Raw genomic sequence first — 25,067 nt, forward strand, 5'->3', positions numbered from 1 at the left:
AACGACAGCCCTGGCTGTCCATGACGGTCGGATGATGAAAAGCTCGACGCCAGAAACAACACATACGTAAAGTGTGCATCGATTTTAGAACCGTACGTCCCGGCCAGGCCCAGCTTGTCCGGGGCCCCCATGAAGTACCACTTCATGGGGTACACCGCAGGCTTCATTGCCTGGTGACCATAGCGTCGGTGTCCCACCCGATCCCATCTCGAACTCGGCCGTGAAACCCGACTGCGCCAATGGTACTATCGCCTAAGCGATGGAAGAGTAGGGCGTCGCCAGGCATTGCAGCTTGCGTGTGTACGATAAAACGAACCCATTCATCTTGTCGTCCATCAAGGAAACACCGTCGCCTCCGCTAATCACGGAGGCGTTCGTGTTTCCAAAACGGACAAAAACACAGTGTCGCGGGGTGGAGCAGCCCGGTAGCTCGTCAGGCTCATAACCTGAAGGTCACAGGTTCAAATCCTGTCCCCGCAACCAAATACACACACACGCTCGCCGCCCTTCAGGGCGGCGTTGTCGTTTGTAGGGCTTGGCCAGTGCCCTGAGCCGCACCAGCTCCGGCGCGGCAACCATCCTCGCTCAGCTGCGGCAGGCCGACCTCTTCCACGTCCGACTAGAGCGGCCGCGCAAAGCTGTCCTCGTCGGAATCAGCACGGACAATGCGTTCCAACGCCGCGGTCAACGACGTCCGCCGGCCCCGCTCTGCCTGCATGTGCGGTGCCCACAAGAGCGAAACGTCACGCGTGAAGTCGAACCCCTCCAGCGGGACCATTATGGTGCCCGGCTCCGCCAGGGTGCGGGGCATGATGGTGACGCCCAGGCCAGCTCTGACATAGCTCACCGCCTTGGCCTCACTGGTCGTCCGCGCCGCAAAGAACGGGCGAATGCCGTGGGCGGTGAAGAAGCGGCTCGTTTCCGGCAGCAATTCGCACTGACGGCGCAGGATCATCGCGTCGTTCATCAGTTCCTCGACCCGCACCGTGCGGCGTGCCGCCAGCCGGTGGTTACGGCTCAAAGCGAGCTGGTAGCTTTCGCGGTTGAGCCGCTGGGCAGCGCCACCCGCATCGCCCTCCCGCAGGATCGTCACTGCGGCGTCGATGCGGCCTCGACCGAGGCGGCCGCGCAGCTCGCGTTCGCTGCCCTCGACGATTTCAATCCGCGCGCCATCGCGAAACAAGTCCGCGTCGCCGAGCAGTTCCTCGATCCAGCGGCGGGCGATTGTCGTCAGAACGCCGAGCCGCAGCGTCTGCGGCGCGCTGCTGCCCGCGACGTCGCGCTCCGCTGCGGCAAAGCCCGCCTCGATCGTCCGCGCATGAAGCAGCAGCTTGGCGCCGGCATCGGTCAGCGCCACGCGCCGGTTGGTGCGACTGAATAGCGGCCCGCCCAGCAGCTTCTCGAGCTTCGCGATCCCTACCGACAGCGTCGGCTGGGACACATTGCATGCCGCCGCCGCCCGCGAGAAATTGCCGGTCGTCACCACCGCGAGAAAATAGCGTAGGTGATAGCGCTCGATCATAGAGCGCATCTATAACGTGCTTCCCGCGCTTTCAATTTCCCAGATGGTGCCGCTGATCCTAGGTTGCCGCCAAAGGATCGATCGGAGGCTGACATGGCGGATCTGGATTTCAGGCTGGGTGAAATGGCGGACACGATCCGCGCGACCACGCGGCGCTTTGCGCTCGACCGGATCGAACCGATCGCGGCGCGGGTGGATGCGGAGGACAGCTTCCCGCGCGATCTGTGGCCGGAGATGGGTGCGCTCGGTCTGCACGGCATCACCGTCGAGGAAAAGGACGGCGGCCTTGGCCTCGGCTATCTCGAACATCTGATCGCCTGCGAGGAAGTCAGCCGCTCCTCCGCCGCGATCGGCCTCAGCTATGGTGCGCATTCCAACCTTTGCGTGAACCAGATCCGCCGCTGGGCGAGCGAGGAGCAGAAGGCGAAGTACCTGCCGGGGCTCATCTCCGGCGAACATGTCGGCAGCCTCGCCATGTCTGAGGCGGGCGCGGGTTCGGATGTCGTGTCGATGAAGCTGCGCGCCGACAAGGTCGATGGCGGTTGGCGGCTGAACGGCACCAAATTCTGGATCACCAACGCGCCTCATGCGGACACATTGGTGGTCTATGCCAAGACCGCGCCCGACGCCGGCTCGAAAGGCATCACTGCCTTCCTGATTGAAAAGGATTTCCCCGATTTCTCGATCGGGCAGAAGATCGACAAGGTCGGCATGCGCGGCTCCCCCACGGCGGAGCTGGTGTTCGACGATTGCTTCGTGTCCGATGACCAGGTGATGGGGCCGCTGAACGGCGGCGTCAAAGTGCTGATGTCCGGCCTCGATTATGAGCGCGTGGTGCTGTCGGGCATCCAGATCGGCATCATGCAGGCCTGCCTCGACGTGGTGCTGCCCTATGTGCGGGAGCGCAAGCAGTTCGGCCGGCCGATCGGCGACTTTCAGCTGATGCAGGCCAAGGTGGCGGACATGTATGTCGCGCTCAATTCCTCGCGCGCCTATTGCTACGCGGTCGCCCAGGCGTGCGACGCGGGGCAAACGACACGCTTCGATGCCGCCGGCTGCATCCTGCTGGCGTCCGAGAATGCGGTGAAGGTTGCGGGCGAGGCGATCCAGGCGCTGGGCGGCGCAGGCTATACCCGTGACTGGCCGGTCGAGCGTTATTGGCGCGACGCCAAGCTGCTCGACATCGGCGCCGGTACCAATGAAATCCGTCGCATGCTGGTCGGCCGTGAGCTGGTCGCCGGCGACGCGCCGCGCGCGCAATAGGGAGCGGCCATGCCACGTATCGCAACGCAGGTGTCGGCGTCGTCCGACGATTTCCAGGCCAACGCCGCGCACAATCGCACGCTCGCGGACGATCTGCGCGCCACCATCGCCCGCACCGCGCTCGGCGGGTCGGAGCAGCATCGCGCCCGCCATGTCGCGCGTGGCAAGCTGCTGCCGCGCGACCGGGTCGAGCGGCTGCTCGATCCCGGCTCGCCGTTCCTTGAGATCGGCGCGCTGGCCGCCAACGGCATGTATGACGATGGCGCGCCGGGCGCCGGCATGATTGTCGGCATCGGCCGGGTGTCGGGCCGCGAGTGCATGATCGTCGCCAATGATCCCACGGTGAAGGGCGGCGCCTACTTCCCGATGACGGTGAAGAAGCATTTGCGCGCGCAGGAGATCGCGCAGGAAAATCATCTGCCGTGCATCTATCTGGTCGACAGCGGCGGGGCGAACCTGCCGCACCAGGCGGAGGTGTTCCCCGACCGCGATCACTTCGGTCGCATCTTCTTCAACCAGGCGCAGATGTCCGCGAAGGGCATTCCGCAGATCGCCTGCGTGATGGGCAGCTGCACTGCCGGCGGCGCCTATGTCCCGGCGATGTCCGACGAAAGCGTCATCGTGCGCAACCAGGGCACGATCTTCCTGGCCGGCCCCCCGCTGGTGAAGGCCGCGACGGGCGAGGTCATCTCCGCCGAGGAACTGGGCGGCGCGGATACGCATGGTCGCAAGTCCGGCGTCGTCGATCATGTCGCCGAGAATGACGAACATGCCCTCCTGATCGTGCGCGACATCGTCGCCACGCTTAACCGGCCCAAGGCGATCGATATCGAGATCACCGCCCCCGTGCCCCCGCGGCTGGACCCGGCGGACCTCTACGGCATCGTGCCGCAGGACGTGCGCGCGCCCTATGACGTGCATGAGGTGATCGGGCGGATCGTCGACGGCTCCGAATTCCATGAGTTCAAGCCGCTCTACGGCACCACGCTCGTCTGCGGCTTTGCCCGCATCTGGGGCATGCCGGTGGCGATCCTCGCCAACAATGGCGTGCTGTTCTCCGAAAGCGCGCTGAAGGGCGCGCATTTCATCGAACTGGCCTGTCAGCGGCGCGTGCCGCTGCTGTTCCTGCAGAACATCTCCGGCTTCATGGTCGGCGGCAAATATGAGGCGGAGGGGATCGCCAAGAATGGCGCCAAGCTCGTCACCGCCGTCGCCACTGCCTCGGTGCCCAAGATCACCGTGCTGATCGGCGGCAGCTTCGGCGCGGGCAATTACGGCATGGCCGGCCGCGCCTACAGCCCGCGTTTCCTGTTCACCTGGCCCAATGCGCGCATCTCGGTGATGGGTGGCGAGCAGGCCGCCAGCGTGCTCGCCACGGTGCACCGCGATGCCGAGACGTGGACGCCGGAGGAGGCCGAGCAATTCAAGGCGCCGATCCGCCAGAAATATGAGGATGAGGGCAATCCCTATTATGCCACCGCCCGGCTGTGGGACGATGGCATCATCGATCCGGTGCAGACCCGCGACGTGCTGGGCCTTGCCTTCTCCGCGGCGTTGAACGCGCCGATCCCTCAGACGCCGTCCTTCGGCGTGTTCCGGATGTAATGGCCATGATCGACAGTCTCCTTATCGCCAATCGTGGCGAGATCGCGCGCCGCATCATCCGCACCGCGCGCCGCCTCGGCATCCGCACCATCGCGGTCCATTCCGACGTCGATGCCGGCATGCCCTTCGTGCGCGAGGCGGATGAGGCGGTGTGCATCGGCACCGCCGCCGCTGCCGACAGCTATCTGCGGCAGGACCGCTTGCTGGACGCCGCGCGCGCAACCGGCGCACAGGCGATCCACCCCGGCTACGGCTTCCTGTCCGAAAATGCGGAATTCGCCGAGGCAGTGGTTGCCGCCGGCCTCGTCTGGGTCGGTGCGCCGCCGGCCAGCATCCGCGCCATGGGGCTGAAGGATGCGGCGAAGGAACGGATGATCGCCGCTGGCGTGCCGGTCACCCCCGGCTATCTCGGCGCGGACCAGTCGCCCGACCGCTTGCGCGCGGAGGCGGATTCGATCGGCTACCCCGTGCTGATCAAGGCGGTCGCCGGCGGCGGCGGCAAGGGGATGCGCAAGGTCGACGCCGCGGCCGATTTCGACGCCATGCTGGAAAGCTGCAAGCGCGAGGCGGCGGCCTCGTTCGGCGACGATCGCGTGCTCATCGAAAAATACATCCTGTCGCCCCGCCATATCGAGGTGCAGGTGTTCGGCGACACAATGGGCAATGTGGTCCATCTGTTCGAACGCGATTGCTCGCTGCAGCGCCGCCACCAGAAGGTGATCGAGGAAGCGCCGGCGCCGGGCATGGACCCGGAAACCCGCGCCGCGATCTGCGACGCGGCGGTGCGCGCCGCCAAGGCGGTCGATTATGTCGGCGCGGGTACGATCGAATTCATCGCCGACGGCTCTGAGGGGCTACGCGCGGATCGCATCTGGTTCATGGAAATGAACACCCGGCTTCAGGTCGAACACCCGGTGACCGAAGCGATCACCGGGCAGGATCTGGTCGAATGGCAGCTGCGCGTCGCCTCGGGTGAGCCGCTGCCGCTGCGGCAGGAGGATCTGGCGATCGACGGCTGGGCGATGGAGGCACGGCTCTACGCGGAAAATCCCGCCAGCGGCTTCCTTCCCTCCACCGGCCCGCTCGACCGGCTGCGCTTCCCCGCGGGCGTTCGCATCGACAGCGGCGTCGAGGAAGGTGGCGAGGTCACGCCCTTCTACGATCCGATGATCGCCAAGCTGATCGTGCATGGCGACACCCGCGCCGCTGCCGCCGCGAAACTGGCCGACGCCGCGCGGCAGGTTCAGGTCTGGCCGGTGCGCACCAATGCCGGTTTCCTCGCGCGCGCCGCTGCGGACGGTGATTTCGTCGCCGGCCGGATCGATACCGGCTTCATCGAGCGGCATGCCGACCGGCTGATCCCCGGCGCCACGCCGTCCGAGGCGGTGCTTCAGGCGGCGGCTGCCGCGATCGTGCCGGCGCCCAGCGGCGATCCGTGGCAGGATCTGGTCGGCTTCCGCGCCAATGCCCCGGCGGTACGGCGCGTGGAGGTGGAGGTCGATGGCACGCCCTATCTGGTCGAGCGTACCGGCGCGCCGGCCGCGACGATCGACGGCGATGTGCTGTATCTCGATGGCGAGGCATGGTCCTTCGGCCCGCCGCGCGCCGACCACGCAGGCGGCGCGGGTGAGGGCGATGGCGCAATCATGTCGCCGATGCCCGGCCGGGTGATCGCGGTTCTGGTCGAGGAAGGGCAGGCGGTCGCCCGTGGTGAGCGGCTGCTGGTGCTGGAAGCGATGAAGATGGAGCAGGCACTGCTCGCGCCGTTCGACGGCGTGGTCGGCGCGCTGAAGGTGGCGGCTGGTGAGCAGGTGCCCGAAGGCACGCTGCTGGCGCGGATCGAAGTGGGAGAGGGCTGATGGCGGGACGCTATTTCGATCAATGGCAGGTGGGCGACCGTCTGGTACATGAGATCCGCCGAACGGTGACGGAAACGGACAACCTCCTGTTTTCCACCATGACCCACAATCCGCAGCCCCTGCACCTCGATGTCGAGGCGGCGCGGGCCAGCGAGTTCGGCCAGATCCTCGTCAACGGCACCTTCACCTTCGCGCTGATGGTGGGGCTATCGGTCGGCGACACCACGCTCGGCACGCTGGTCGCCAATCTCGGCTATGACAAATTGGTCATGCCCAAGCCGGTGTTCATCGGCGACACGCTGCGCGCCGAGAGCGAGGTGCATGAACTGAAGGAAAGCCGCTCGCGCCCTGGGGCCGGCATCGTCACCTTCGCGCACCGGCTGCTGAACCAGCGTGACGAGATCGTCTGCCAGTGCCTGCGGTCGGCGCTGATCAAGAAATCGACCGCCTGAACGGATTCTGGTGTGCGCCGGCGGTCACCTGCCGGCGCGCCCCAGCCACCCTTCACAACGCGAAGATCTTGCCCGGGTTGAACAGGTTCTTCGGGTCCATTGTCCGCTTCAACATGCGCATGATGTCGACGGCATCGCCCAGTTCGGCGACCAGCCAGTTCTGCTTGCCAAGGCCGATGCCATGCTCGCCCGTACAGGTGCCGTCCATCGCCAGCGCGCGTTCCACGATCCGCGCATTGACCGCGGCGACTTCCGCCAGTTCGTCGGGTGACGTCGGGTCGATCGAGAAGATGACGTGGAAATTGCCATCGCCGACATGGCCGACGATCGTCGCCGGCACGCTGCACGTCGCCAGATCGGCCTGGGTCTCCAGAATGCACGCCGGCAACCGGCTGATCGGCACGCACACGTCGGTTGACCAGCCGACTGCATTGGGCCGCAGGTTCACCGCCGCCCAATAGGCCTCGTGCCGCGCCTTCCACAGCCGCGCGCGCTCCTCCGCCAGCGTCGACCAGGCGAAATCGCCGCCGCCATTCTCCGTCGCCAGCGTCTCCACCGTCGCGACCTGTTCGGCGACGCCAGCGGGCGATCCATGGAATTCGAAGAACAGGGTCGTCGTCTCGGGCAGGTCCAGCTTCGACCAGCGATTGACCGCCCGGATCTGCATCACGTCGAGCAGTTCGACGCGCGCCAGCGGCACGCCCGACTGGATCGACTGAACCACCGTATCCACCGCGCCCTGCAACGTCGTGAAGCCGCAGACCGCGGCGGAAATCTGCTCCGGGATGGGATGCAGCCGAAGCGTCACTTCCGTGATGATCCCAAGTGTTCCGTCGGCGCCGACGAACAGCCGTGTCAGGTCATAGCCGGCGGCCGACTTGCGCGCCCGGCTGCCCGTCCTGATGACCTTCCCATCGGGCGTGACGACGGTCAGCGCCAGCACCGCCTCGCGCATCGTGCCATATCGTACCGCGTTGGTCCCGCTGGCGCGCGTCGACGCCATGCCGCCGATCGTCGCATTGGCGCCGGGGTCGATCGGGAAGAACAGCCCCATGTCGCGCAGGTGCAGGTTCAATTCCTCGCGCCGGCACCCCGCCTGGACGGTGCAGTCGAAATCGTCGGCATGGACGGCGAGGATCGCGTTCATCTCCGACATGTTGACGCTGACCCCGCCATGAATCGGCAGCGCATTGCCCTCGATCGAGGTGCCGGCGCCAAAGGGCACGATCGGCACGTCATTGGCGGTGCACAGCTGGACCAGATCGACGACATCCTGCGTGCTGCGGGCGAACAATACCGCGTCCGGAGGAGCGGGGCCGAAATGTGCCTCTGAGCGGCCATGTTGCGCCAGCATCGCGCCGCTCTCATGCCATTGGTGGCCGAACCGCTCCCGCGCCGCTTCGAGAAAGGCGGGGGCAAGTGGCGGACGGGCGGGGGAAGGGGCGTGGTGCATCCCCCGATCCTGCCCCGAAAGCGGCCCGATGAGAACCGCGGTCATGCGCGATGGCTATGGCCGTCGCGCCGATTTGCCTGCCCCGCCGCGACCGGCGTCGTTGCTTTACCCCCTCGATCCGCCATCCTTGCGTCCTTCTCGCGAAAGGACCGCTCTTTGACCGCTCGCCCCATGCTTCGTGCCGCTCTTCTCGCCGGCGTGTTCCACCTCGCCACCGCTTCCCCCGCAGCGGCTCAGGTCGACCCGGCAAGGCTGGACGCGCTGAAGACGGAGGCAGCGGCGAAGGTCGATCGTCAGGCGAAGATGGTTCAGGAGATGGTCGATTCCCTGTTCAGCTTCGGCGAACTGGGCATGCAGGAGGTCGAATCCTCGCGCTACATCACTGCGGTTCTCGAAAAGAACGGCTTCAAGGTGGTGCGCGGCGTGGCGGGCATCCCCACCGCCTGGACGGCGACCTGGACCAACGGCAGCGGCGGCCCGGTGATCGCGGTCGGCTCCGACATCGACGGCATCCCCAAGGCCAGCCAGAAGCCGGGCGTCGCCTGGCGCGAGCCGCTGGTGGCTGGAGCACCGGGCCACGGCGAGGGGCATAATTCCGGCCAGGCGGTGAACATCGCCGCCGCGATCGCGGTCAAGGAACTGATGACGCGTGAGAAGATCCCGGGCACGCTGATGCTGTGGCCCGGCGTTGCGGAGGAGCCGGTTGCCGCCAAGGCCTTCTTCGTGCGCGACGGGCTGTTCAAGGATGCCGACGCGGTCCTCTTCACCCATGTCAGCTCCAACCTCGCGACCAACTGGGGGCAGCCGAGCGGGACCGGCGGCGTGTCCGTCCTCTACACTTTCTCAGGCGAATCGGCGCATTCCGCGGGCGCCCCGTGGCGCGGCCGCAGTGCGCTGGACGCGGTCGAACTGATGGACGCCGGCTGGAACTTCCGCCGCGAGCATCTGCGACCTGAGCAGCGCTCCCACTATGTGATCAAGGACGGCGGTGACTTCCCCAACGTCGTGCCCTCGGAGGCGACCGTCTGGTATTATTTCCGCGAACAGAGCTTCGCGGACATCCACAAGAATTTCGAGATCGGCACCAAGATCGCCAAGGCCGCCGCGATGATGACCGACACGACGGTCAGCCACCGCATCATCGGCACCGCAGCGCCGCAGCACATGAACCGCCCGATGGCGGAGGCGGCCTATGCCAACATGCAGAAGATCGGTCTGCCGACATGGACCGCGGAGGAGCAGCAATTCGCCCGCGCGGTGCAGAAGCTGGTCGGGGGCAAGGAGACCGGGCTCGACACCGAACTGGGCAAGCTGACCCCGCCAGATGCCGAGCCCAAGAGCGGCGGATCGGACGACATCGGCGACGTGTCCTGGACCCGGCCGACGATTACGATCCGCTATCCATCCAACATCCCGAACCTTCCCGGGCACAATTGGTCAAACGCCATCGCGATGGCGACGCCGATCGCGCACAAGGGGGCGATTGCCGGGGCGAAGGCGATGGCGATGACCATGCTGGACCTGTTCCTTGATCCCCGGTTGCTTGCCGATGCCAAGGCCTATTTCACCGATGTCCAGACGAAGGACGTCAAATATCAGCCCGTCCTGACCAACGAGAAACCCTATATCGAGATGAACGCCGATATCATGGGCGCCTATCGGGAGCGGATGCGCCCGTTCTACTACAACCCCGCGAAGCACCGGACCTATCTGGACCAGATCGGGGTGAAGTGGCCGTCGATCACCCAGCCGTGAAACAGCCCTTTTCCAGCGCGATCCCGGCGAGGTTCTGTGTCCGCTTTACGTGGCGCAGCCTGAGGGCGCTGCCCGGCGGCACCAGCGCCTGAAAGGTCAGCAGGTGGTGGCGCAGCGCCGGCGGCGTGCGCGCGCGTCCCCCTGCCTGGCGAATGACGGGCAGGCAGTCGCCGAGCAGGATGGACTCGCGATACGCCTGCGCGAGGGCAAGGCGAACCGCGGCGATCAGCGCCAGCCACTCCGCCTCCATGCTCGTCCCCGCGCCAAGCTGACGCGTGACGTGCGCGCGCCCGCCAGCGACCACTGCAATCTCCATGCCCGCGGGCAGCGGGCGCAGCCCGCCGTCGAAGTAGATCTTCATGCGCGGCGATAGGCGCCGGGGGCGAGATCACCCAGCGACCAGTCACCGATCTGCCAGCGCACCAGCCGCAGCGTTGGGTGACCGACCGCCGCAGTCATCCGGCGGACCTGCCGGTTGCGGCCCTCGCGAATGGTCAGCCGCAGCCAGCAATCGGCTATGTTGGCGCGAAAGCGGATCGGGGGATCGCGCGGCCAGATCGCTGGCGGATCGATCCGCTCCACCTCTGCCGGGCGCGTCGGTCCGTCCTTCAACCTCACCCCGCCGCGCAGCGCGTCGAGTGCGTCACCCGCCGGCTCACCCTCCACCTGCACCAGATAGGTTTTCGCCAGCTTGAAGCGCGGATCCGCGATGCGCGCCTGCAACCGGCCGTCATCGGTCAACAGCAGCAGCCCCTCGCTATCGCGATCAAGGCGGCCCGCGGGATAGACGCCCGGCACATCGATGAAGTCCGACAGCGTGGCGCGCTTGGTGGGGGAGCCGCGATCGGTAAACTGGCTCAGCACGTCATACGGCTTGTTGAACAGCAGCAGCGTCATCGCGCTGCGGCGATGCTTTGGGCAACCGCTTCGGCCGTTCGGATGCCGTCCACCGCCGCGGACAGGATGCCACCGGCGTAGCCAGCGCCCTCGCCAGCGGGGAACAGCCCGGCGGTGTTGAGGCTCTGGCCATCCTCGCCGCGGGTGAAGCGCACCGGCGACGACGTGCGCGTCTCCACGCCAGTCATCACGACATCGGGATGGTCATAGTCGCGGATCTGGCGTCCAAACACCGGCAGCGCCTCACGCATCGCGGCGATGACGAAATCGGGCAGGCATAGCGACAGGTCGGTCGGCTCGACGCCGGGCTTGTACGACGGCGTCACCGATCCAAGCGACGTGGAGGGGCGACCGGCCAGGAAGTCTCCCACCCGCTGCGCCGGCGCCTTGTAGTTCGATCCGCCAGCCACGAACGCCTGCTCCTCCAGCTGGCGTTGCAGCGCGATCCCGGCCAGCGGGTCGCCCGGATAGTCGCGCGCCGGATCGATCGCGACGACGAAGCCGGAATTCGCATTGCGCTCGTTGCGGGAATATTGGCTCATCCCGTTGGTGGCGACCCGCCCTTCCTCCGAAGTGGCGGCGACGACGGTGCCGCCCGGACACATGCAGAAGCTGTAGACGGTGCGCCCGTTCGAGCAGTGATGCGAGATGTGATATTCCGCCGCACCCAGGATCGCATTTCCGGCCTCATGGCCGAAGCGGGCGCGGTCGATCCATGATTGCGGATGCTCGATCCTGACACCGATCGAAAAGGGTTTCGCCTCGGCATGGACGCCCGCAGCGTGCAGCATGGCGAAAGTGTCGCGCGCACTGTGCCCGATCGCCAGCACGACATGATCGGCCTCCAGATACGATCCGTCATGCAAGTGCAGCCCGCGCACCTGCCGCTCGCCGGCCGCGTTCGTCTGCACGTCCAGCCCGTCGACTCGGGTGCCGAAGCGATATTCGCCGCCAAGCTCCTCGATCGAAGCGCGCATGCTCTCGACCATGGTGACCAGGCGGAAGGTGCCGATGTGCGGATGCGCTTCGGTCAGGATCTCGGGCGGCGCACCGGCCTTCACGAACTCGGTCAGTACCTTGCGGTTGAGGTGCCGGGGATCCTTGATCCGGCTGTACAGCTTTCCATCGGAAAAGGTGCCGGCGCCGCCCTCGCCGAACTGTACGTTTGACTCGGGGTTCAGCACGCTACGCCGCCATAGCCCCCATGTGTCCTTGGTCCGCTCCCGCACCACCTTGCCGCGTTCCAGCACGATCGGTCGGTGGCCGGCCTGCGCCAGGATCAGGGCGGCGAACAGGCCGCATGGCCCAGCACCGATCACTACTGGCCGTCTTGTACCGGCCGGCGGCGCGGCGGGCAGGTGGTAGCGGGTGTCCGGGGTCAGCTGGATATCGCGATCGCGGCGAAAGCGGGCGAGTACCGTCGCCTCGTTCTTCACCGCGACATCAATGGAATAGACCAGCGCGATGTTGTTCTTGTCGCGCGCATCATGGCCGCGCCGGGCGATCGTATAGCGGATCAACTCGCGCGGCGTGATCCGCAGCCGGCGGCAGATCGCGGCCGGCAGCGCCTCGTCGGCATGGTGTAGCGGCAGTTTCAGTTCACTGATGCGTAGCATGCCAGCGCTCTACACCGCCGGTCGACGAGCGCCAGACGGCTGATCTCGCTCGGTTCTCCCGTCTGGTCCCGCGGTCTCTTCCAGTGCCGCGACCTCGAACTCATATCGTTCCCAGCCGCGCTGCCGTGCCGCTTCCTCGCTGGCGGCTTTCTTGCCGGTCGCCTCCTTCAGCGACTTGGCATGACCCCAGAATACCTCCGTCTTGCCGCCGGGCAGATACGCCACCAGCCGCCAATAATGGGTGAAGGGGGCATTGGTCGGCCCGATCGTCTTCACATAGCCGTCGGCCATGGTCGCCGTGAGGTAGCGCTTTCGTTTCGCCATGCGCCGATCTTGAACCATCGTGGGGCCGCCAATCAGGCAGACGCCAAAGGGCATAGAGACTAGGGAGCGATTGCAGCTTTGGAAACTCTTTCTTCCATGATCGGCAGTTTCTGCTAAGCGGGCGGGCATATGGCAGGTTTCAAACTCCCCACGTTCAATGATCGTGCGGCCGCTTCGCGCGCCGCGAAGCAGCGCGCTGTCGAAAAGCAGCGCACCAAGACGGCGCCGGATCCAGAGGCAGCCGCGGCCCGCGCGGCCGCGCTTGCCGCGAAGGAGGCCGCTGCGGCCGAGCGCCGGGCAGCCCACAAGGCCGCGATCGAGGCCGAAAAGGCCGCCAAGGCAGAGCAGCGGGCCAAGGCACAGGCCGAGGCCGACGAAGCAGCTGAGCGGGCCGCAGCCGCGCGCCGTCCGGCGCCGGTGCCCCACATCCCGACCGCGGCCGAGCTGAAGGCGGCGCGCGACGCGCGCTACGCCGCGCGCAAGGCTCGCCAACGCAAGTGACCCCGCGCGAGCTGGTCGGCATCGCCGAGGTGCCGGGCGGTCCGCCGCTGCGACTGTTCCGCCGCGGCAAAGACTTCATGATCGTGCTCGAGCGTAACGAGCTGATGAGCACGCGGATGAGCGGCTCTGAGGTGGCGCTCGGCACGCTGGCATGCCAGCGGCTCGTCGGCCGCCCCGCGCCCCGGCTGTTGATTGGCGGCTATGGCATGGGCTTCACGCTGCGCGCGGTGCTTGGCCTCGTCGGCAAGGACGCCAGCGTGGTCGTCGCCGAACTGGTGCCCGGCATCATCGAATGGGCGCGCGGCCCGATGGTGGACCTGACCGACGGCTGCCTCGATGATCCGCGCGTCGCGCTCGAAATGGGCGACGTGGGTGACATCATCCGCCGCCAGACGGGCGGCTATGATGCGATCCTCCTTGACGTCGATAACGGCCCGGACGGCCTGACCCGTCCGGCGAACGACAGTATCTACACTGTTCGCGGGCTTGAGGCAGCATGGCGCGCCTTGCGACCCGGTGGGATCCTGGCGGTCTGGTCCGCCGCGCCCGACCCGGTATTTGCGCGCCGTCTGGGCAGCGTCGGCTTCAGCGTTGACGAGGTGCGCGTGAAAGCGCGCGACAACGGAAAGGGCGCGACACACATCATCTGGTTCGCCCGCCGCGACTGATCGGTACCATCACGTAGATTGCGCCAGAACGGCGCTAAACCGAACATCTCCACACGAATTGCGCCACACAGCCGCACGGACTGATGGGGGCGCACAGGAATGCATGGCCGCGCGGCACTTCGCGATGATTGTCACGGCAATGGACAGATCGCCCCTACGATCACGATCGGCCTGCTGTGGCATTCGCTGAACTCCGGCAATCTCGGGATCGGCGCGCTGACGCTGGCCAATCTTGCCATCGCGCGGGACGCGGCGCGCCGGGCGGGACTGACGCCGCGCTTCGTCATCATGGGTGCGCGGGAGTCCGCACCGCCGCCGTTCGCCGGCCTCGATATACAGTGCGTTGCGATCGCCTCTCGCGCGCTGAAGCCGGGCGGCGCCATCTGGCGCGCGATGGGGGAGGTGGACTGCGTCCTCGATATCGGGGCAGGTGACAGCTTCACCGACATCTACGGCCCGCGCCGTTTCCTCTTCCTCACGCTGACCAAGCTGTTTGCCCTCGCGCGTGGCCGGCCGCTCGTTCTGTCCCCGCAGACCATCGGGCCGTTCACCGGCGCCGGGTATAAGGCGATCGCAGCCTTCATCATGCGCCGCAGTCGTGCGGTCTTCGCCCGCGATGAAGCGTCGCGGGTCGCCGCGCTGTCGCTTGCGCCGGAAGCCAATGTGAAGCTTGCGGTCGATGTCGCGTTCGAACTGCCGTTCACCGATCGCGCGTCGCTGCGCGGCTCGCCGCTGCTGCGGATCGGGGTCAACGTCTCCGGCCTGCTGTTCGGGGAGGCGGAACGCGGCACCAACCATTTCGGGCTTTCCTATGATTATGCCGTATTCACGCGCCGCCTGCTCAGCGCGTTGACGCGGCAGCCGAGTCTCCAGGTCCATCTGATCCCCCATGCGACCAACCGGGAGAACCCGGTCGACGACGACGGGGTGGTGGCCGACCGGCTTGCGCGCGAATTCCCCACTGCGATCCGTGTGCCCGACTTTGCCGATCCGACCCGGGCGAAAAGCTATATCTCGGGGCTCGATCTGCTGGTGGCCGGACGGATGCACGCCTGTATCGCGGCGTTCTCGACCGGCGTGCCAGTCGTGCCCGTGGCCTATAGCCGCAAGTTCACCGGCCTCTTCGGCCTGCTCGATTACGACATGATGATCCCTGTGAAGGGTATGGATGAGGATGCGGCAGTCGCGTGTGTCATGCAGGCGCTCGGCAGCCGATTGCAGCTCGCGGCGACGGAGGTGGAGGGGCTTGCCAAGGTGGAGACGCTCCTCGCCGGCTACCGCGCCACGCTCAGCGGGCTTTTTGCGTCCGTGAGCCAGCGGTCGTGAAGGACACCTCCGTAACGGTCGACCGCGTGCTCAAGAACGATCTGTGCAGCGGCTGCGGCCTGTGCGCCGGCGTGTCGGGGAATGCGATCGTCATGGGCATGGCCGCGCCGGGGTACGCGCGCCCTGTACAACGCCAGCCCATCCCACCGTCTGTCGAAGCCAAGATCGCGGCCAGCTGCCCCGGCGAAGTCGTCGCTCCTTGGCCGAATGCGATGGAGCGGCATCCGCTCTGGGGCCCTTGGCGCCAGAACATGGTTGGTGCGGCTACCGACCCGACGATCCGTTTCGCCGGCGCGTCGGGCGGGGCGCTATCCGCGCTGCTGGTCCATGCACTGGAGTCGGGTCTCGTCGATCGGGTGCTTCACGTGGAGGCGGATCCCGACCACCCGCTTGGCAACCGGATGCGGTGGTCCACCGATGCGGCGCAGGTGCTTTCCGGGGCAGGATCGCGTTACGCGGCATCCTCTCCCCTGGCTGCGATGGACCGTGCCTTGGCCGACGGTGGGGCGTTCGCCTTTGTCGGCAAGCCATGTGACGTGTCGGCGCTCCGTCGCCTCGGCCGCCACGATCCGCGTGTGGCCGTGCAGGTGCCGCTCATCCTGTCCTTCTTCTGTGGCGGCATGCCCAGCGAGGATGGCGCCCGGCGCATCGTTGCGGCGATGGGGCTGGAGGGCGGGGAGGTGCAGGCGTTCCGCTACCGGGGGCAGGGTTGGCCTGGCCTGACGGTCGCCACCACACGCGAGGGGCGACAGGCCGACATGCCTTATGCCGAAAGCTGGGGTCGCCACCTCAGCCGCGAAGTGCAATTCCGCTGCAAGATCTGCCCGGATGCGGTCGGCGGGACTGCCGACATCGCCTGCGCCGACGCCTGGTACGGCGACGAGACCGGGTACCCGCTGTTCGATGAGGAGGAAGGACGCAGTCTGATCATGGCGCGGACCGCGGCGGGGGCGGCCTTGCTGGCGTCCGCACAGGCCGCCGGCGTCCTCGCCGCCTCGCCGCTGCCGCTCGCCGACGTGGCACGAATGCAGCCAGCGCAGGCGCAGCGCAAGCGGATGGTGGCCGCACGGATCGCCGCGACGCGCCTGCTGGGCCAGCGCACCCCCAGGATGCGCGATCTGGACGTGATGCGGGCCGCGCGTCTTGGCAGAACCTATGATCTTGCCCGCAACTTCCTCGGCACCATGCGGCGTGTCTGGCAGCGCCGGTGGCGACGCGGCGTCGCACGGACGCCGCTGTCGTGGCGGGGGGTGTCGTGACGCGGGCAGCGGCGCTGGTGCAGGGGGGCGTCCTTTCCCTGGCGCTATTGATGCCTGCGCTCGCAGATGGCCAAACGCGGCCGATCGACGGCCACACCTTCAATCCCCCGCCACGCAAGATCACCCTGTCGGTCGCATCGGACCTCCTCTACGACACCAATGTCGCCCACGGCACCGAAACGGCGGCGCGGCTGCGCGACATCGAGCAGGAGGACGTGCGCAGCACCAATGTTGCGGCGATCGACCTGGCGCTTCCCGCCGGGCGTGCCGCGTTCACCTTCCTCGGGGTCGTCGGCTATGATGCTTACGCCCGCAACGATCAGCTTGATCGCGAGCGGATCGATCTGTCCGCCGGAACAAAGCTCCCGCTGGCGTTCTGCATGTTCGATGGCGACCTGCATTACGCCCGTGCACAAAGCGATCTTGCCGACCTGTCGCTTGTCCCGAACGCGCCGGCCGAGGCGGCGGCCAACGCCCGGACCGACCGTCGCGCGGACGCCCGGCTGGCGTGTGGGCCGGCAATCGGCATCCGGCCCTTTGTCTCGCTCGGGCATACGGAAACGACCAACAGCGCAGCGGCACGGCGCTTTCAGGACGTGAGCGAGACGCGCTATGCGGCCGGCCTTTCCTATGCCAATCCCGTCGTCGGCGTCGTCAGCTTGGTCGCGCGTCGCGCCAGCTTTGACTATGATCGTCGGCCACCCGACGGTTCGCTCGGCAGCCAGCGCTTTCGCGTCAGCTACGCTGGCGTCGGCTTCGACCGCCGCCTCGGCGCACGGCTCCAGATGACGGCCTCCCTCGGTTACGCGTGGATGGGTGAGCACGACGCGCGATCGGGGCGCCGCCTGAACGGACTGAATTGGGATCTTGCGAGCACGGTGCGGCTGGCAGACCGGGCGCAACTGACCGTGCGGACATCGCGGGCCATTGATGCGGCTACCGGCACCTTCGCCAATCTGGTGCGCACCAGCAGCTATGCGGGTACGATTATCTATGCGCTGGGGCCGAGCGTCAGGGTTGATGCGACCGCGTCATTGATGACGCGGGCGTTCGATGCCGGCGCACTACCGCAGCCGTTCCAGCTGATCGACGACCGCAGCCAGGATTATATGCTGGGGCTCGAATATCGTCGCGCCCGCGCGCGGGTTCGGCTCGCCGCCGCCTATCGCCAGCGCGATGCGACGCCTGATCTTTATGACTATAGCGGATTTCTGCTGTCGCTTGGGGTTCGCTACGCGCTGGAGCGATAAGCCGATCTCGGCTCAGCGAAGGCGGCGTGACAGCAGGATCAGGAGCAGGCCGCCGGCTGCCAGAAAGGCGCCGCGGTCGGCCCAGACGCGTTGGTCGAGCATGAAGCTCGACGCGGGCCATTGTACATAACCCAGTCCCTGGCCGATCCACAGCAGACCGACCAGGGCGAGGATGGCGCCCAGCGCGAACAGCACCGGGCGCCAGCGCCGCATCTCAGCGCTCGTTCAGCGGGACGTACGGACGTGTCGTCGGCCCGGTGTACAGCTGACGGGGCCGGCCGATCTTCTGGTCGGGATCGGTGATCATCTCGTTCCACTGCGCGACCCAGCCGACGGTACGGGCCAGGGCGAACAGCACGGTGAACATCGACGTCGGGAAGCCGATCGCCGACAGGATCACGCCCGAGTAGAAGTCGACGTTCGGGAACAGCTTCTTCTCGATGAAGTAATCGTCGCTGAGCGCCAGTTCTTCCAGCCGCAGCGCCGTCTCGAACAACGGATCGTTGACGTTGAGCGCCTCGAACACTTCACGCACGGTCTTCTGCATCACCGTCGCGCGCGGATCGTAGTTCTTGTACACGCGGTGGCCGAAGCCCATCAGGCGGAACGGATCGTTCTTGTCCTTTGCCCGGTTGATGAACTCGGGAATGCGATCCGGCGTGCCGATTTCCTGCAGCATGTTGAGCGCAGCTTCGTTGGCGCCGCCATGCGCCGGGCCCCAGAGGCAGGCGATGCCGGCCGCGATGCACGCGAACGGGTTCGCGCCCGACGAACCGGCAAGGCGCACGGTCGAGGTCGACGCATTCTGCTCGTGATCGGCGTGGAGGATGAAGATGCGATCCATCGCCTTTTCGACCGCCGGGTTCACCTCATAAGGCTCGGCCGGCACGCCGAAGGTCATCTTCAGGAAGTTGCCGGTGTAGCTCAGCGAGTTGTCCGGATACTGGAACGGCTGCCCGACGCTGTACTTGTACGCCATTGCCGCGATCGTCGGCATCTTGGCGATCAGGCGGTGCGACGCGATCATGCGCTGCTGCGGATCGTGGATGTCGGTCGAATCGTGGTAGAAGGCGGAAAGCGCGCCGACCACGCCGCACATGATCGCCATCGGATGCGCGTCGCGGCGGAACCCGCGGTAGAAGGTCGCCAGCTGCTCGTGCAGCATGGTGTGGCGGGTGATCGTGTTCTCGAACTTGTTCAGCTCGTCGCCCTTGGGCAGCTCGCCGTTCAGGAGGAGGTAGGCCACCTCCATGAAGCTCGACTTCTCGGCCAGCTCGCCGATCGGATAACCGCGGTGGAGCAGGACGCCCTCGTCACCATCGATATAGGTCAGCTTCGACTGGCATGACGCGGTCGACGTGAAGCCGGGATCATAGGTGAAGGCGCCGGTCTGACCATACATCTTGCGGATGTCGACCACGTCGGGGCCAACCGTGCCCGACAGCACGGGATAGCCGAAGTTCTTGTCCCCAAGGGACAGCTTGGCATCAGTCATCGTTTTCGTCCTTCCCATGGGCGGCCGTTTGATCCGCGGCATGATCGGCGATGCGGGCGAGACTTTCGTCACGCCCGAGCAGTGCGAGCACGTCGAAGATGCCGGGTGAGGTCCGGCGGCCGGTGAGTGCGGCACGGAGCGGCTGGGCCACCTGGCCGAGCTTCAAGCCCAGCGTCTCGGCGACCTGCCGCACCGCTTCTTCGAGCGCTTCCGTATCCCACTTGGCCACAGCGTCAAGCGCGTGATGTACCTTTGCCAGCGTCAACGGTGCGTCTCCCGCCAGTAGCGGCTCCGCATCGGTGGCGATCGGCAATGGGCGAGAAACAATCAGGAAACGTGCGCCGTCCGCCAGCTCGTTCAGATTGGCCGCGCGGGGCTTCAGCGCGGGCATCGCCGCCGTGATCACCGGGCGGCGCGTATCATCCTCCGCAAGGCCCAGGCGCCCGGCCACCAGCTCTGCGAGCCGGGCGTCATCCGCGGTGCGGATGTAATGGCCGTTCAGATTTTCCAGCTTCTTCATGTCGAAGCGGGATGGCGCCTTGCCAACGTCGGCGAGGTCGAACCATTCGATTGCCTGTTCGCGGCTGATGATCTCGTCGTCGCCATGTCCCCAGCCAAGGCGGAGGAGGTAATTATCGAGCGCCTCGGGCAGGATGCCCAGTTCGTCGCGATAGGCGTCGATGCCGACCGCACCGTGACGCTTGGACAGCTTCGCGCCGTCCGCGCCATGGATCAGCGGAATGTGCGCATAGGCGGGTTCGGGCCAGCCCATCGCCTTGATGATGGGCAATTGGCGAAATGCATTGTTGAGGTGGTCGTCACCACGGATAATGTGCGTGACGCCCATGTCGTGATCGTCGACGACGACCGCCAGCATATAGGTGGGCGTGCCATCGGACCGCAGCAGCACCAGATCGTCCAGTTCGGCGTTCTGGACCGTTACCGGCCCCTGCACCAGATCGTTGATCGTCGTCGCACCTTCGGTCGGTGCCCGCAAACGGACGACGAACGGCGCCGTCGGATCATCGTTCACCCGATCGCGCCAGGGTGAGCGGATGCGCAGCGGCTGCTTCTTGGCCTGCGCCTCCGCACGCATCGCCTCAATGTCCTCTGCGGTCATGTAGCAGCGATAGGCCGCGCCCGCCGCCAGCATCGCATCGACCACTTCGGCGTGGCGCCGCGCGCGGGTCGACTGGAAGACCTCTTCGCCATCCCAGTCGAGGTTCAGCCAGCGCATGCCCGACAGGATCGCATCGATCGCTGGCTGGGTCGAACGCGCGCGATCGGTGTCCTCGATGCGCAGCAGGAAGCGCCCGTTGTGATGACGCGCGAAAAGCAGGTTGAACAGCGCTGTTCGCGCGCCCCCTACATGCAGGAATCCGGTGGGTGAGGGGGCGAACCGTGTGACGACGGTTGCATCGCGGGTTTCAGTGGTTGCGCTCAAGCGCGCTTGCTCCCAGGCTGATGGATAACATGGCGACTACGGCCGCGCCCGCCCCTAGCACTTACGCCCCCGCGCTTCAAACCGCGCGGGCGCGTGTGGAATCGTGGCTGGAGGCGGAGCGCGACCAGCTGCCGCTATGGCTGCCGGTGGCGCTGGGCGGCGGGGTGGCGGCGTGGTTCGTCCTTCCCGATAGCAGCGCCTGGCGCGCCGCGTTGCTGGGCGCCGCCGCGCTCGCCCTCCTCGCGCTTGCGGCATCCTCCGCCGGTAGTCGCGCTGCCCGGGTGGCGGCGATCGGCAGCATTGCTTTCGCGGCCGGGCTCGCGCTGGTGTGGCTGCGGGCGGAAACGGCGGCCGCGCCGGTCCTTGCGCGTCCCGCGATCGCCACTTTCTCTGGCCGGGTGGAGGCAATGAACGCATTGCCGGCGCGCGGCCTAGTGCGGCTGCGGCTCGGCGATCTTGAGTGGCTGGATCGCAGGCCGCCGCGTGCGCCCCTCCAGGTGCGCGTCAACGTAGCAGAGGAGGACGTGCCGGCCGGGCTGCTGCCCGGGACGCGGATCAGCCTGCGCGCGCGGTTGATGCCGCCCCCGCCGCCGGCGGTGCCGGGCGCCTATGATTTCGCGCGCGTGGCATGGTTCAGCGGGATTGGTGCCACCGGACGGGCGCTCGGCCCACCCGAGATCCTGTCGGGTGCGGTCGCGGGAGAGCCGTTCCGCGCGCGCTTGTCCCGCCACATCCAGCACAATCTGGAGGGAAGTGCCGGCGGCATCGCCGCCGCGCTGGCGACCGGCGACACCGGGGGGATCGAGGAACCGGACCAGGAGGCGATGCGCCGCTCCGGCCTCGCGCATCTTCTGTCGGTCAGTGGACTCCATATCACCGCGGTCGTCGGCCTGACGATGCTGCTCGCCGCACGACTGCTCGCGCTCAACATGCGGCTCGCGCTCACCGGTCGGGTTCCGCTGATCGCAGCGGCGACCGCTGCCGTGACCGCGCTCGGCTATACCTGGCTGACCCGTGCGTTAAAGGAGTCAAACTCTCTTTTTTTATTTTGTGCGATTCGCAAACGCCTGCTTCCGGAGCGGGCGTCAAGCGCCACGAAGGCGAGCGGTTGCACTTCCTTCATTCCTGAAGAGCATTGTTGAGGAACCGGGTGCTTACGAGGGCATTCGTGCCGAAGGATCTCCGATGCGAGTAGCGTATGTACTCGGAAATTGTGTATTTTGAGGGCGCGTTTTTCGCCCATATCGTCGCATATGAAGAGTGGCTTCGGCTTTCCCAGATCACGGAGAGGTGCGTTGCGCTGATTCGGCAGAGAGAGCGCGAGAGGCGTGAGATTGCGACCGGCTGATGAGCGCATGCCTGGTCATCGTCGTTTAAGCCTCGGTCTCGACGGAAGCAAAGCGCGCCATCACCTCAAGGGCTTCACGCTGCGCTTTCTCTTCCTTCGTCTCGAACCAGCAGAATAGGCCGTCCTCGATGGCTTGTGGTGCATCGTCTGTCTGCGTGGTCTTCGTCACCGGGCGAGTGCCCTCATACTTTCGAGCGTTCAGGCGCTGGTAGAGCTTCGCGGTACGGCTGATTTCGGCTTCGGGGTTCATCGTCTTGCCCGCGACCACAACGGTCAGCGTAGAGCGATGCACCTGGATAATATGCGTGGCGGCGAGACAGCCATGCTCCATGCCGTACTCGTCCATTTCTTCAGCGAGGATGGAAGCTAGGCGCGCGTACTGAGCTTGGTTGATCGCGCTCGTCATGGGCCAAACGATCGTAATGGTGTTGCCGCTCTTCGTCTCAGTCTCGATGAGAAAGAAGGTCCAGCCGAGTTCCTTGGCCTTGTCGTGTAGTCGGGTGACGATCTCCGAGTCGTCTCGGGTGCGGGCATATTCCAGCATGATCGCATTTGCGCCGATCAGGTTGGATGCGATGTTCGTGCCCCTGCGCCATTCAGCAAATGACCAGCCCGTTGGCTCGTCTGCGTGGTTGCGAAGCTGCCTTACGAGGCCATCCATATAGGTGCCGATCGGGTGGCAGTTGTCGTGCTCGTTGCAGAGGCAAGCCTTATAACTGTCGATGGCAGTGAATGCGCGAGTGCTCTTCTCAAAGCGCGTCAGCGTGATGAATTCCACGTTGTTCTCCGAGTATATGAAACAACAGCGTTGTTGCTGTCCGTTTAGTTACCAAGAGAGTGCGGAAACGTGCTTCAAATAGCATCAAAACGCGTCAGAATGACATTGACAGCGTCAGTGCTAACTATGTGATGACCAAGCTCACAGAACACTTCACCCTGAATGAGATGACCGTCACTTCGACGGGTCTCAACAATCAGCCAACCCCCGCGCACCTTGCGAACTTGAAGGTCGCTGCCGCCGGCATGGAGAAAGTCCGCGCTGCGCTGGGCAAGCCCATCCTCGTCAACAGTGCCTATCGAAGCGCAGCGGTAAACCGTCGCGTCGGTGGTGTGCCGACCAGCGCGCATTGTCAGGGCTATGCTGTGGACTTCCGTGTGAAGGGCATGACGCCACTGGAAATCTGCCGGGCGATCGTCGCCGCAGGTATCAAGTTCGACCAGCTCATCGAAGAAGGGACGTGGACCCATATTAGCTTCGCACCGGCCTTGCGTGGTATTGTTCTCACCATGCGGAACGGCAAGTACACGGCTGGGCTGCGGGATTAAATAAGCGGTCCAACTAGGACATTCACGGGGCTGCTCGCTCAAGTAGTCAAAACACAGAAAACCCCTTGGAAAGCCGTTAAGCCTCCCAAGGGGTTTCCTTTCACTTCTCAGCCGCCTTCAGTTCCAGCCCGAGCTTGTAGAAGAACTTATCGGCTTCGTTGTCATTCAACGCCTCGGCCTTCAAGATCTCAACTTCGCCGTTCAAGTTCGCTTGCCCGTAAAGGACGACGACCTTGCGGTTTCCCACCCCGAACGAATTCGTGATGGTAGCCTGAGCGCGTGCGTTTCGGCCTGCCTTGCGGAGGCTTTCCACGCGATCCGCAGCCCCCTTGCTGGGATTGTCTGCCCGGTCCTGAGCCTCAATTCCCTTCATCTTCACGCCGTGAGACGTGCTGTATCCGCGAATGTAGTCCTGAACCGTGCCCGTAAGCGTTCCAGCCAACTGAGCGTCGGCCAGATGCCGCAGGACGTTGGCATACTTTTCCCGGCTCCGGTGCTCCTTTCCAAACACCCACGCGCCGTTCTTCAACTCGGAGAAAACCGCTTTGACGAACGGAAGATAGGGATTGTTCGTCCCTCGTGCGGGCGCAAGTCCGCGCTCAACCAGAAAGCTCCTGTAGCCAGCAAGCGGAATGCCCGGATGGACATACAGCTTGTCGGACAGATCGAGCAGCGCCGCGATCAGATCGTAGGTACGATCTGCCGTGTTGGTGTTAAGCTGCTCAATGGTCGCGTTGTTTTCAGCTTCTTCTCCAAGGATTACATCCTTGAAGTCGGAGTCGAACTGCTTGACCAGCTTGTTGATTTCAGCGTGAGAAAGTACGGTGTCCTTGGACATGATTGGGCTCCTATGCCAGCATGGTGGTGAAGCAGCCGTGCGCGACATTACTGCCGCAACTCTCCACCTTCAGCGTATAGTGAGCCGAAGCTCGTCGGCCTGAAGCACGGCAACAGGTCGTGGGACTAACCGCTGCGCTGGACTGCAATGGAGTTTCCTCCAGGACATTGCTCTCACCCGAGAGTGAGAACTGATGACCACACCAGCTATCGGAACCTATCTATTTCAAAGAACACACGGGTTTGACCCCGATGACCCGGGCTATCGGATTCCAGGTGAAAAATGAGTTAAAGCCACGATATGTTACGCGCACTCTTAGGGGGTGGCGGCTGCGCCTGATTTCTCATTTGATTTCTGGCGGATGGGGTGGCTGGAATTGCGAAGCTCCCATCAATCGACAAACGGGCTAATTGCGAATGGGTGTTTGCGCGGGAAAGCGGCAAAGCGCTCAAGGGGCGGAAATTGGCTAAGGCGCAAATACACATGCGCTAGGTATCTGTGCGAGTGCGCGCAGCACAGATGCCGCCAACGGCTCTTTAACCGCTATGTCAGAATAATGAGGCAAGACCGCCTGTGCAGACAAGCTGCCCATTCGGTTTGCCTGCGTATGCTGTTTCTCGGCCAATTGTCCGCTGTCGCGTCCAACAGGCCGGCAAACACGCATCCGCTGATAGCCCGTTCTTGATGTTCTGAGTTACAAATTGTTATCCAAATACTTTAATATATATCATAACTTCTTACAACGCTCTTCAATAAGGGTGCGCATAACATCGCGTGAATAATGACAAGGCCATTTGAGTGCTGTAAAAACAAGAATAAGATAAATAATAATGTGAGCGCGGGTCCAAGCTGCCGTTCACGGCAGT

The 25,067-nt window shown here is 65.3% G+C and carries 23 protein-coding genes, 1 tRNA gene and 1 rRNA gene; 14 read left to right on the top strand and 11 right to left on the bottom strand.

What is annotated here, in order from left to right:
* The first annotated feature begins 169 nt into the window (after positions 1–169).
* Positions 170–284 (top strand): 5S ribosomal RNA (gene rrf / locus XM50_RS02785).
* A gap of 122 nt (positions 285–406) precedes the next feature.
* Positions 407–483: transfer RNA gene (locus tag XM50_RS02790), tRNA-Met, on the top strand.
* 136 nt (positions 484–619) lie between these two features.
* Here the strand turns inward: XM50_RS02790 and XM50_RS02795 are convergent.
* Entirely contained in the window at positions 620–1,522 is a 903-nt protein-coding gene (locus XM50_RS02795) for a LysR family transcriptional regulator (RefSeq protein ID WP_046407246.1), read from the bottom strand.
* A gap of 93 nt (positions 1,523–1,615) precedes the next feature.
* Here XM50_RS02795 and XM50_RS02800 point away from each other — a divergent pair, with 93 nt between their 5' ends.
* The 4 genes from XM50_RS02800 to XM50_RS02815 are packed head-to-tail and all read left to right on the top strand — an operon-like array spanning position 1,616 to position 6,701.
* The gene (locus XM50_RS02800; RefSeq protein WP_046407210.1) at positions 1,616–2,785 is read left to right on the top strand and encodes an acyl-CoA dehydrogenase family protein; all 1,170 of its coding nucleotides are present in this window, start codon (positions 1,616–1,618) and stop codon (positions 2,783–2,785) included.
* Between the two features lie 9 nt (positions 2,786–2,794).
* Positions 2,795–4,390 (top strand): carboxyl transferase domain-containing protein, encoded by a 1,596-nt coding sequence (locus XM50_RS02805; protein WP_046407212.1) that lies wholly within the window; start codon positions 2,795–2,797, stop codon positions 4,388–4,390.
* Between the two features lie 5 nt (positions 4,391–4,395).
* Positions 4,396–6,249, top strand: coding sequence for an ATP-binding protein (locus tag XM50_RS02810; RefSeq protein WP_046407247.1), 1,854 nt, complete (start codon positions 4,396–4,398; stop codon positions 6,247–6,249).
* Positions 6,249–6,701, top strand: a complete 453-nt coding sequence (locus XM50_RS02815) for a MaoC family dehydratase (RefSeq protein WP_046407213.1) — start codon at positions 6,249–6,251, stop codon at positions 6,699–6,701. The genes XM50_RS02810 and XM50_RS02815 overlap by 1 nt, the downstream gene beginning before the upstream one ends.
* A gap of 52 nt (positions 6,702–6,753) precedes the next feature.
* Here the strand turns inward: XM50_RS02815 and XM50_RS02820 are convergent, their stop codons facing one another.
* Positions 6,754–8,154 carry an FAD-binding oxidoreductase gene (locus tag XM50_RS02820; protein WP_046407249.1) on the bottom strand — a complete coding sequence of 467 codons (1,401 nt, stop codon included), beginning with the start codon at positions 8,152–8,154 and terminating at the stop codon, positions 6,754–6,756.
* A gap of 171 nt (positions 8,155–8,325) precedes the next feature.
* On the opposite strand from XM50_RS02820, the gene XM50_RS02825 reads away from it, so the two are divergent.
* Positions 8,326–9,909, top strand: coding sequence for a peptidase dimerization domain-containing protein (locus tag XM50_RS02825; protein ID WP_046407215.1), 1,584 nt, complete (start codon positions 8,326–8,328; stop codon positions 9,907–9,909).
* Here XM50_RS02825 and XM50_RS02830 read toward each other — a convergent pair.
* The 4 genes from XM50_RS02830 to XM50_RS02845 are packed head-to-tail and all read right to left on the bottom strand — an operon-like array spanning position 9,896 to position 12,746.
* Positions 9,896–10,270 (bottom strand): reverse transcriptase-like protein, encoded by a 375-nt coding sequence (locus XM50_RS02830; RefSeq protein WP_046407217.1) that lies wholly within the window; start codon positions 10,268–10,270, stop codon positions 9,896–9,898. The genes XM50_RS02825 and XM50_RS02830 overlap by 14 nt on opposite strands.
* Positions 10,267–10,806, bottom strand: coding sequence for a pseudouridine synthase (locus tag XM50_RS02835; protein ID WP_046407218.1), 540 nt, complete (start codon positions 10,804–10,806; stop codon positions 10,267–10,269). The genes XM50_RS02830 and XM50_RS02835 overlap by 4 nt, the downstream gene beginning before the upstream one ends.
* Positions 10,803–12,422, bottom strand: a complete 1,620-nt coding sequence (locus tag XM50_RS02840; protein WP_046407220.1) for an NAD(P)/FAD-dependent oxidoreductase — start codon at positions 12,420–12,422, stop codon at positions 10,803–10,805. The genes XM50_RS02835 and XM50_RS02840 overlap by 4 nt, the downstream gene beginning before the upstream one ends.
* A gap of 9 nt (positions 12,423–12,431) precedes the next feature.
* Positions 12,432–12,746, bottom strand: a complete 315-nt coding sequence (locus XM50_RS02845; RefSeq protein ID WP_046407251.1) for a hypothetical protein — start codon at positions 12,744–12,746, stop codon at positions 12,432–12,434.
* A 129-nt stretch (positions 12,747–12,875) separates the two neighbouring features.
* On the opposite strand from XM50_RS02845, the gene XM50_RS02850 reads away from it, so the two are divergent.
* The 5 genes from XM50_RS02850 (at position 12,876) to XM50_RS02870 (ending at position 17,750) form a co-directional block, all read left to right on the top strand.
* Positions 12,876–13,247, top strand: a complete 372-nt coding sequence (locus tag XM50_RS02850) for a DUF6481 family protein (RefSeq protein ID WP_046407221.1) — start codon at positions 12,876–12,878, stop codon at positions 13,245–13,247.
* Entirely contained in the window at positions 13,244–13,915 is a 672-nt protein-coding gene (locus tag XM50_RS02855) for a spermidine synthase (RefSeq protein ID WP_046407223.1), read from the top strand. The genes XM50_RS02850 and XM50_RS02855 overlap by 4 nt, the downstream gene beginning before the upstream one ends.
* A 99-nt stretch (positions 13,916–14,014) precedes the next feature.
* Entirely contained in the window at positions 14,015–15,241 is a 1,227-nt protein-coding gene (locus tag XM50_RS02860; RefSeq protein ID WP_046407224.1) for a polysaccharide pyruvyl transferase family protein, read from the top strand.
* Positions 15,238–16,500, top strand: a complete 1,263-nt coding sequence (locus tag XM50_RS02865) for a Coenzyme F420 hydrogenase/dehydrogenase, beta subunit C-terminal domain (RefSeq protein WP_046407226.1) — start codon at positions 15,238–15,240, stop codon at positions 16,498–16,500. Before XM50_RS02860 ends, XM50_RS02865 begins: the two co-directional genes overlap by 4 nt.
* A 50-nt stretch (positions 16,501–16,550) precedes the next feature.
* Positions 16,551–17,750, top strand: a complete 1,200-nt coding sequence (locus XM50_RS02870) for a hypothetical protein (protein ID WP_156167096.1) — start codon at positions 16,551–16,553, stop codon at positions 17,748–17,750.
* Positions 17,751–17,762: 12 nt separating this feature from the next.
* Here the strand turns inward: XM50_RS02870 and XM50_RS02875 are convergent, their stop codons facing one another.
* From XM50_RS02875 to gltX, 3 genes are read right to left on the bottom strand one after another with little or no spacing between them, the layout of a single operon-like run.
* Positions 17,763–17,963, bottom strand: coding sequence for a hypothetical protein (locus tag XM50_RS02875; protein WP_046407229.1), 201 nt, complete (start codon positions 17,961–17,963; stop codon positions 17,763–17,765).
* Between the two features lies 1 nt (position 17,964).
* A complete protein-coding gene (locus tag XM50_RS02880; RefSeq protein WP_046407230.1) occupies positions 17,965–19,245 on the bottom strand; it encodes a citrate synthase in 1,281 nt (426 codons plus the stop codon).
* Positions 19,238–20,689, bottom strand: coding sequence for a glutamate--tRNA ligase (gltX, locus tag XM50_RS02885; protein ID WP_046407232.1), 1,452 nt, complete (start codon positions 20,687–20,689; stop codon positions 19,238–19,240). Before gltX ends, XM50_RS02880 begins: the two co-directional genes overlap by 8 nt.
* 29 nt (positions 20,690–20,718) lie before the next feature.
* Between gltX and XM50_RS02890 the strand changes: the two genes are divergently transcribed.
* Entirely contained in the window at positions 20,719–21,831 is a 1,113-nt protein-coding gene (locus XM50_RS02890; protein ID WP_082102661.1) for a ComEC/Rec2 family competence protein, read from the top strand.
* Between the two features lie 231 nt (positions 21,832–22,062).
* On the opposite strand, the gene XM50_RS02895 is transcribed toward XM50_RS02890, so the two are convergent.
* Complete coding sequence (locus XM50_RS02895) at positions 22,063–22,815, bottom strand: hypothetical protein (protein ID WP_046407233.1); 753 nt, start codon at positions 22,813–22,815, stop codon at positions 22,063–22,065.
* Between the two features lie 131 nt (positions 22,816–22,946).
* On the opposite strand from XM50_RS02895, the gene XM50_RS02900 reads away from it, so the two are divergent.
* Positions 22,947–23,363, top strand: a complete 417-nt coding sequence (locus XM50_RS02900; RefSeq protein WP_046407235.1) for a D-Ala-D-Ala carboxypeptidase family metallohydrolase — start codon at positions 22,947–22,949, stop codon at positions 23,361–23,363.
* Between the two features lie 100 nt (positions 23,364–23,463).
* Here the strand turns inward: XM50_RS02900 and XM50_RS02905 are convergent, their stop codons facing one another.
* Positions 23,464–24,201 (bottom strand): hypothetical protein, encoded by a 738-nt coding sequence (locus tag XM50_RS02905; RefSeq protein ID WP_046407236.1) that lies wholly within the window; start codon positions 24,199–24,201, stop codon positions 23,464–23,466.
* Positions 24,202–25,067 lie beyond the last annotated feature (866 nt).

This window comes from Sphingomonas sp. Ag1 (genome assembly GCF_000980895.1).
Classification (GTDB): domain Bacteria; phylum Pseudomonadota; class Alphaproteobacteria; order Sphingomonadales; family Sphingomonadaceae; genus Sphingomonas; species Sphingomonas panaciterrae.

Bases quoted from the DNA above. Each gene is read 5' to 3' on its own strand.
- XM50_RS02795 (WP_046407246.1), bottom strand. From the start codon at position 1,522: ATGATCGAGCGCTATCACCTACGCTATTTTCTCGCGGTGGTGACGACC.
- XM50_RS02800 (WP_046407210.1), top strand. From the start codon at position 1,616: ATGGCGGATCTGGATTTCAGGCTGGGTGAAATGGCGGACACGATCCGC.
- XM50_RS02805 (WP_046407212.1), top strand. From the start codon at position 2,795: ATGCCACGTATCGCAACGCAGGTGTCGGCGTCGTCCGACGATTTCCAG.
- XM50_RS02810 (WP_046407247.1), top strand. From the start codon at position 4,396: ATGATCGACAGTCTCCTTATCGCCAATCGTGGCGAGATCGCGCGCCGC.
- XM50_RS02815 (WP_046407213.1), top strand. From the start codon at position 6,249: ATGGCGGGACGCTATTTCGATCAATGGCAGGTGGGCGACCGTCTGGTA.
- XM50_RS02820 (WP_046407249.1), bottom strand. From the start codon at position 8,154: ATGCACCACGCCCCTTCCCCCGCCCGTCCGCCACTTGCCCCCGCCTTT.
- XM50_RS02825 (WP_046407215.1), top strand. From the start codon at position 8,326: ATGCTTCGTGCCGCTCTTCTCGCCGGCGTGTTCCACCTCGCCACCGCT.
- XM50_RS02830 (WP_046407217.1), bottom strand. From the start codon at position 10,270: ATGAAGATCTACTTCGACGGCGGGCTGCGCCCGCTGCCCGCGGGCATG.
- XM50_RS02835 (WP_046407218.1), bottom strand. From the start codon at position 10,806: ATGACGCTGCTGCTGTTCAACAAGCCGTATGACGTGCTGAGCCAGTTT.
- XM50_RS02840 (WP_046407220.1), bottom strand. From the start codon at position 12,422: ATGCTACGCATCAGTGAACTGAAACTGCCGCTACACCATGCCGACGAG.
- XM50_RS02845 (WP_046407251.1), bottom strand. From the start codon at position 12,746: ATGGCGAAACGAAAGCGCTACCTCACGGCGACCATGGCCGACGGCTAT.
- XM50_RS02850 (WP_046407221.1), top strand. From the start codon at position 12,876: ATGGCAGGTTTCAAACTCCCCACGTTCAATGATCGTGCGGCCGCTTCG.
- XM50_RS02860 (WP_046407224.1), top strand. From the start codon at position 14,015: ATGCATGGCCGCGCGGCACTTCGCGATGATTGTCACGGCAATGGACAG.
- XM50_RS02870 (WP_156167096.1), top strand. From the start codon at position 16,551: ATGCCTGCGCTCGCAGATGGCCAAACGCGGCCGATCGACGGCCACACC.
- XM50_RS02875 (WP_046407229.1), bottom strand. From the start codon at position 17,963: ATGCGGCGCTGGCGCCCGGTGCTGTTCGCGCTGGGCGCCATCCTCGCC.
- XM50_RS02880 (WP_046407230.1), bottom strand. From the start codon at position 19,245: ATGACTGATGCCAAGCTGTCCCTTGGGGACAAGAACTTCGGCTATCCC.
- XM50_RS02890 (WP_082102661.1), top strand. From the start codon at position 20,719: ATGGCGACTACGGCCGCGCCCGCCCCTAGCACTTACGCCCCCGCGCTT.
- XM50_RS02900 (WP_046407235.1), top strand. From the start codon at position 22,947: ATGACCAAGCTCACAGAACACTTCACCCTGAATGAGATGACCGTCACT.
- XM50_RS02905 (WP_046407236.1), bottom strand. From the start codon at position 24,201: ATGTCCAAGGACACCGTACTTTCTCACGCTGAAATCAACAAGCTGGTC.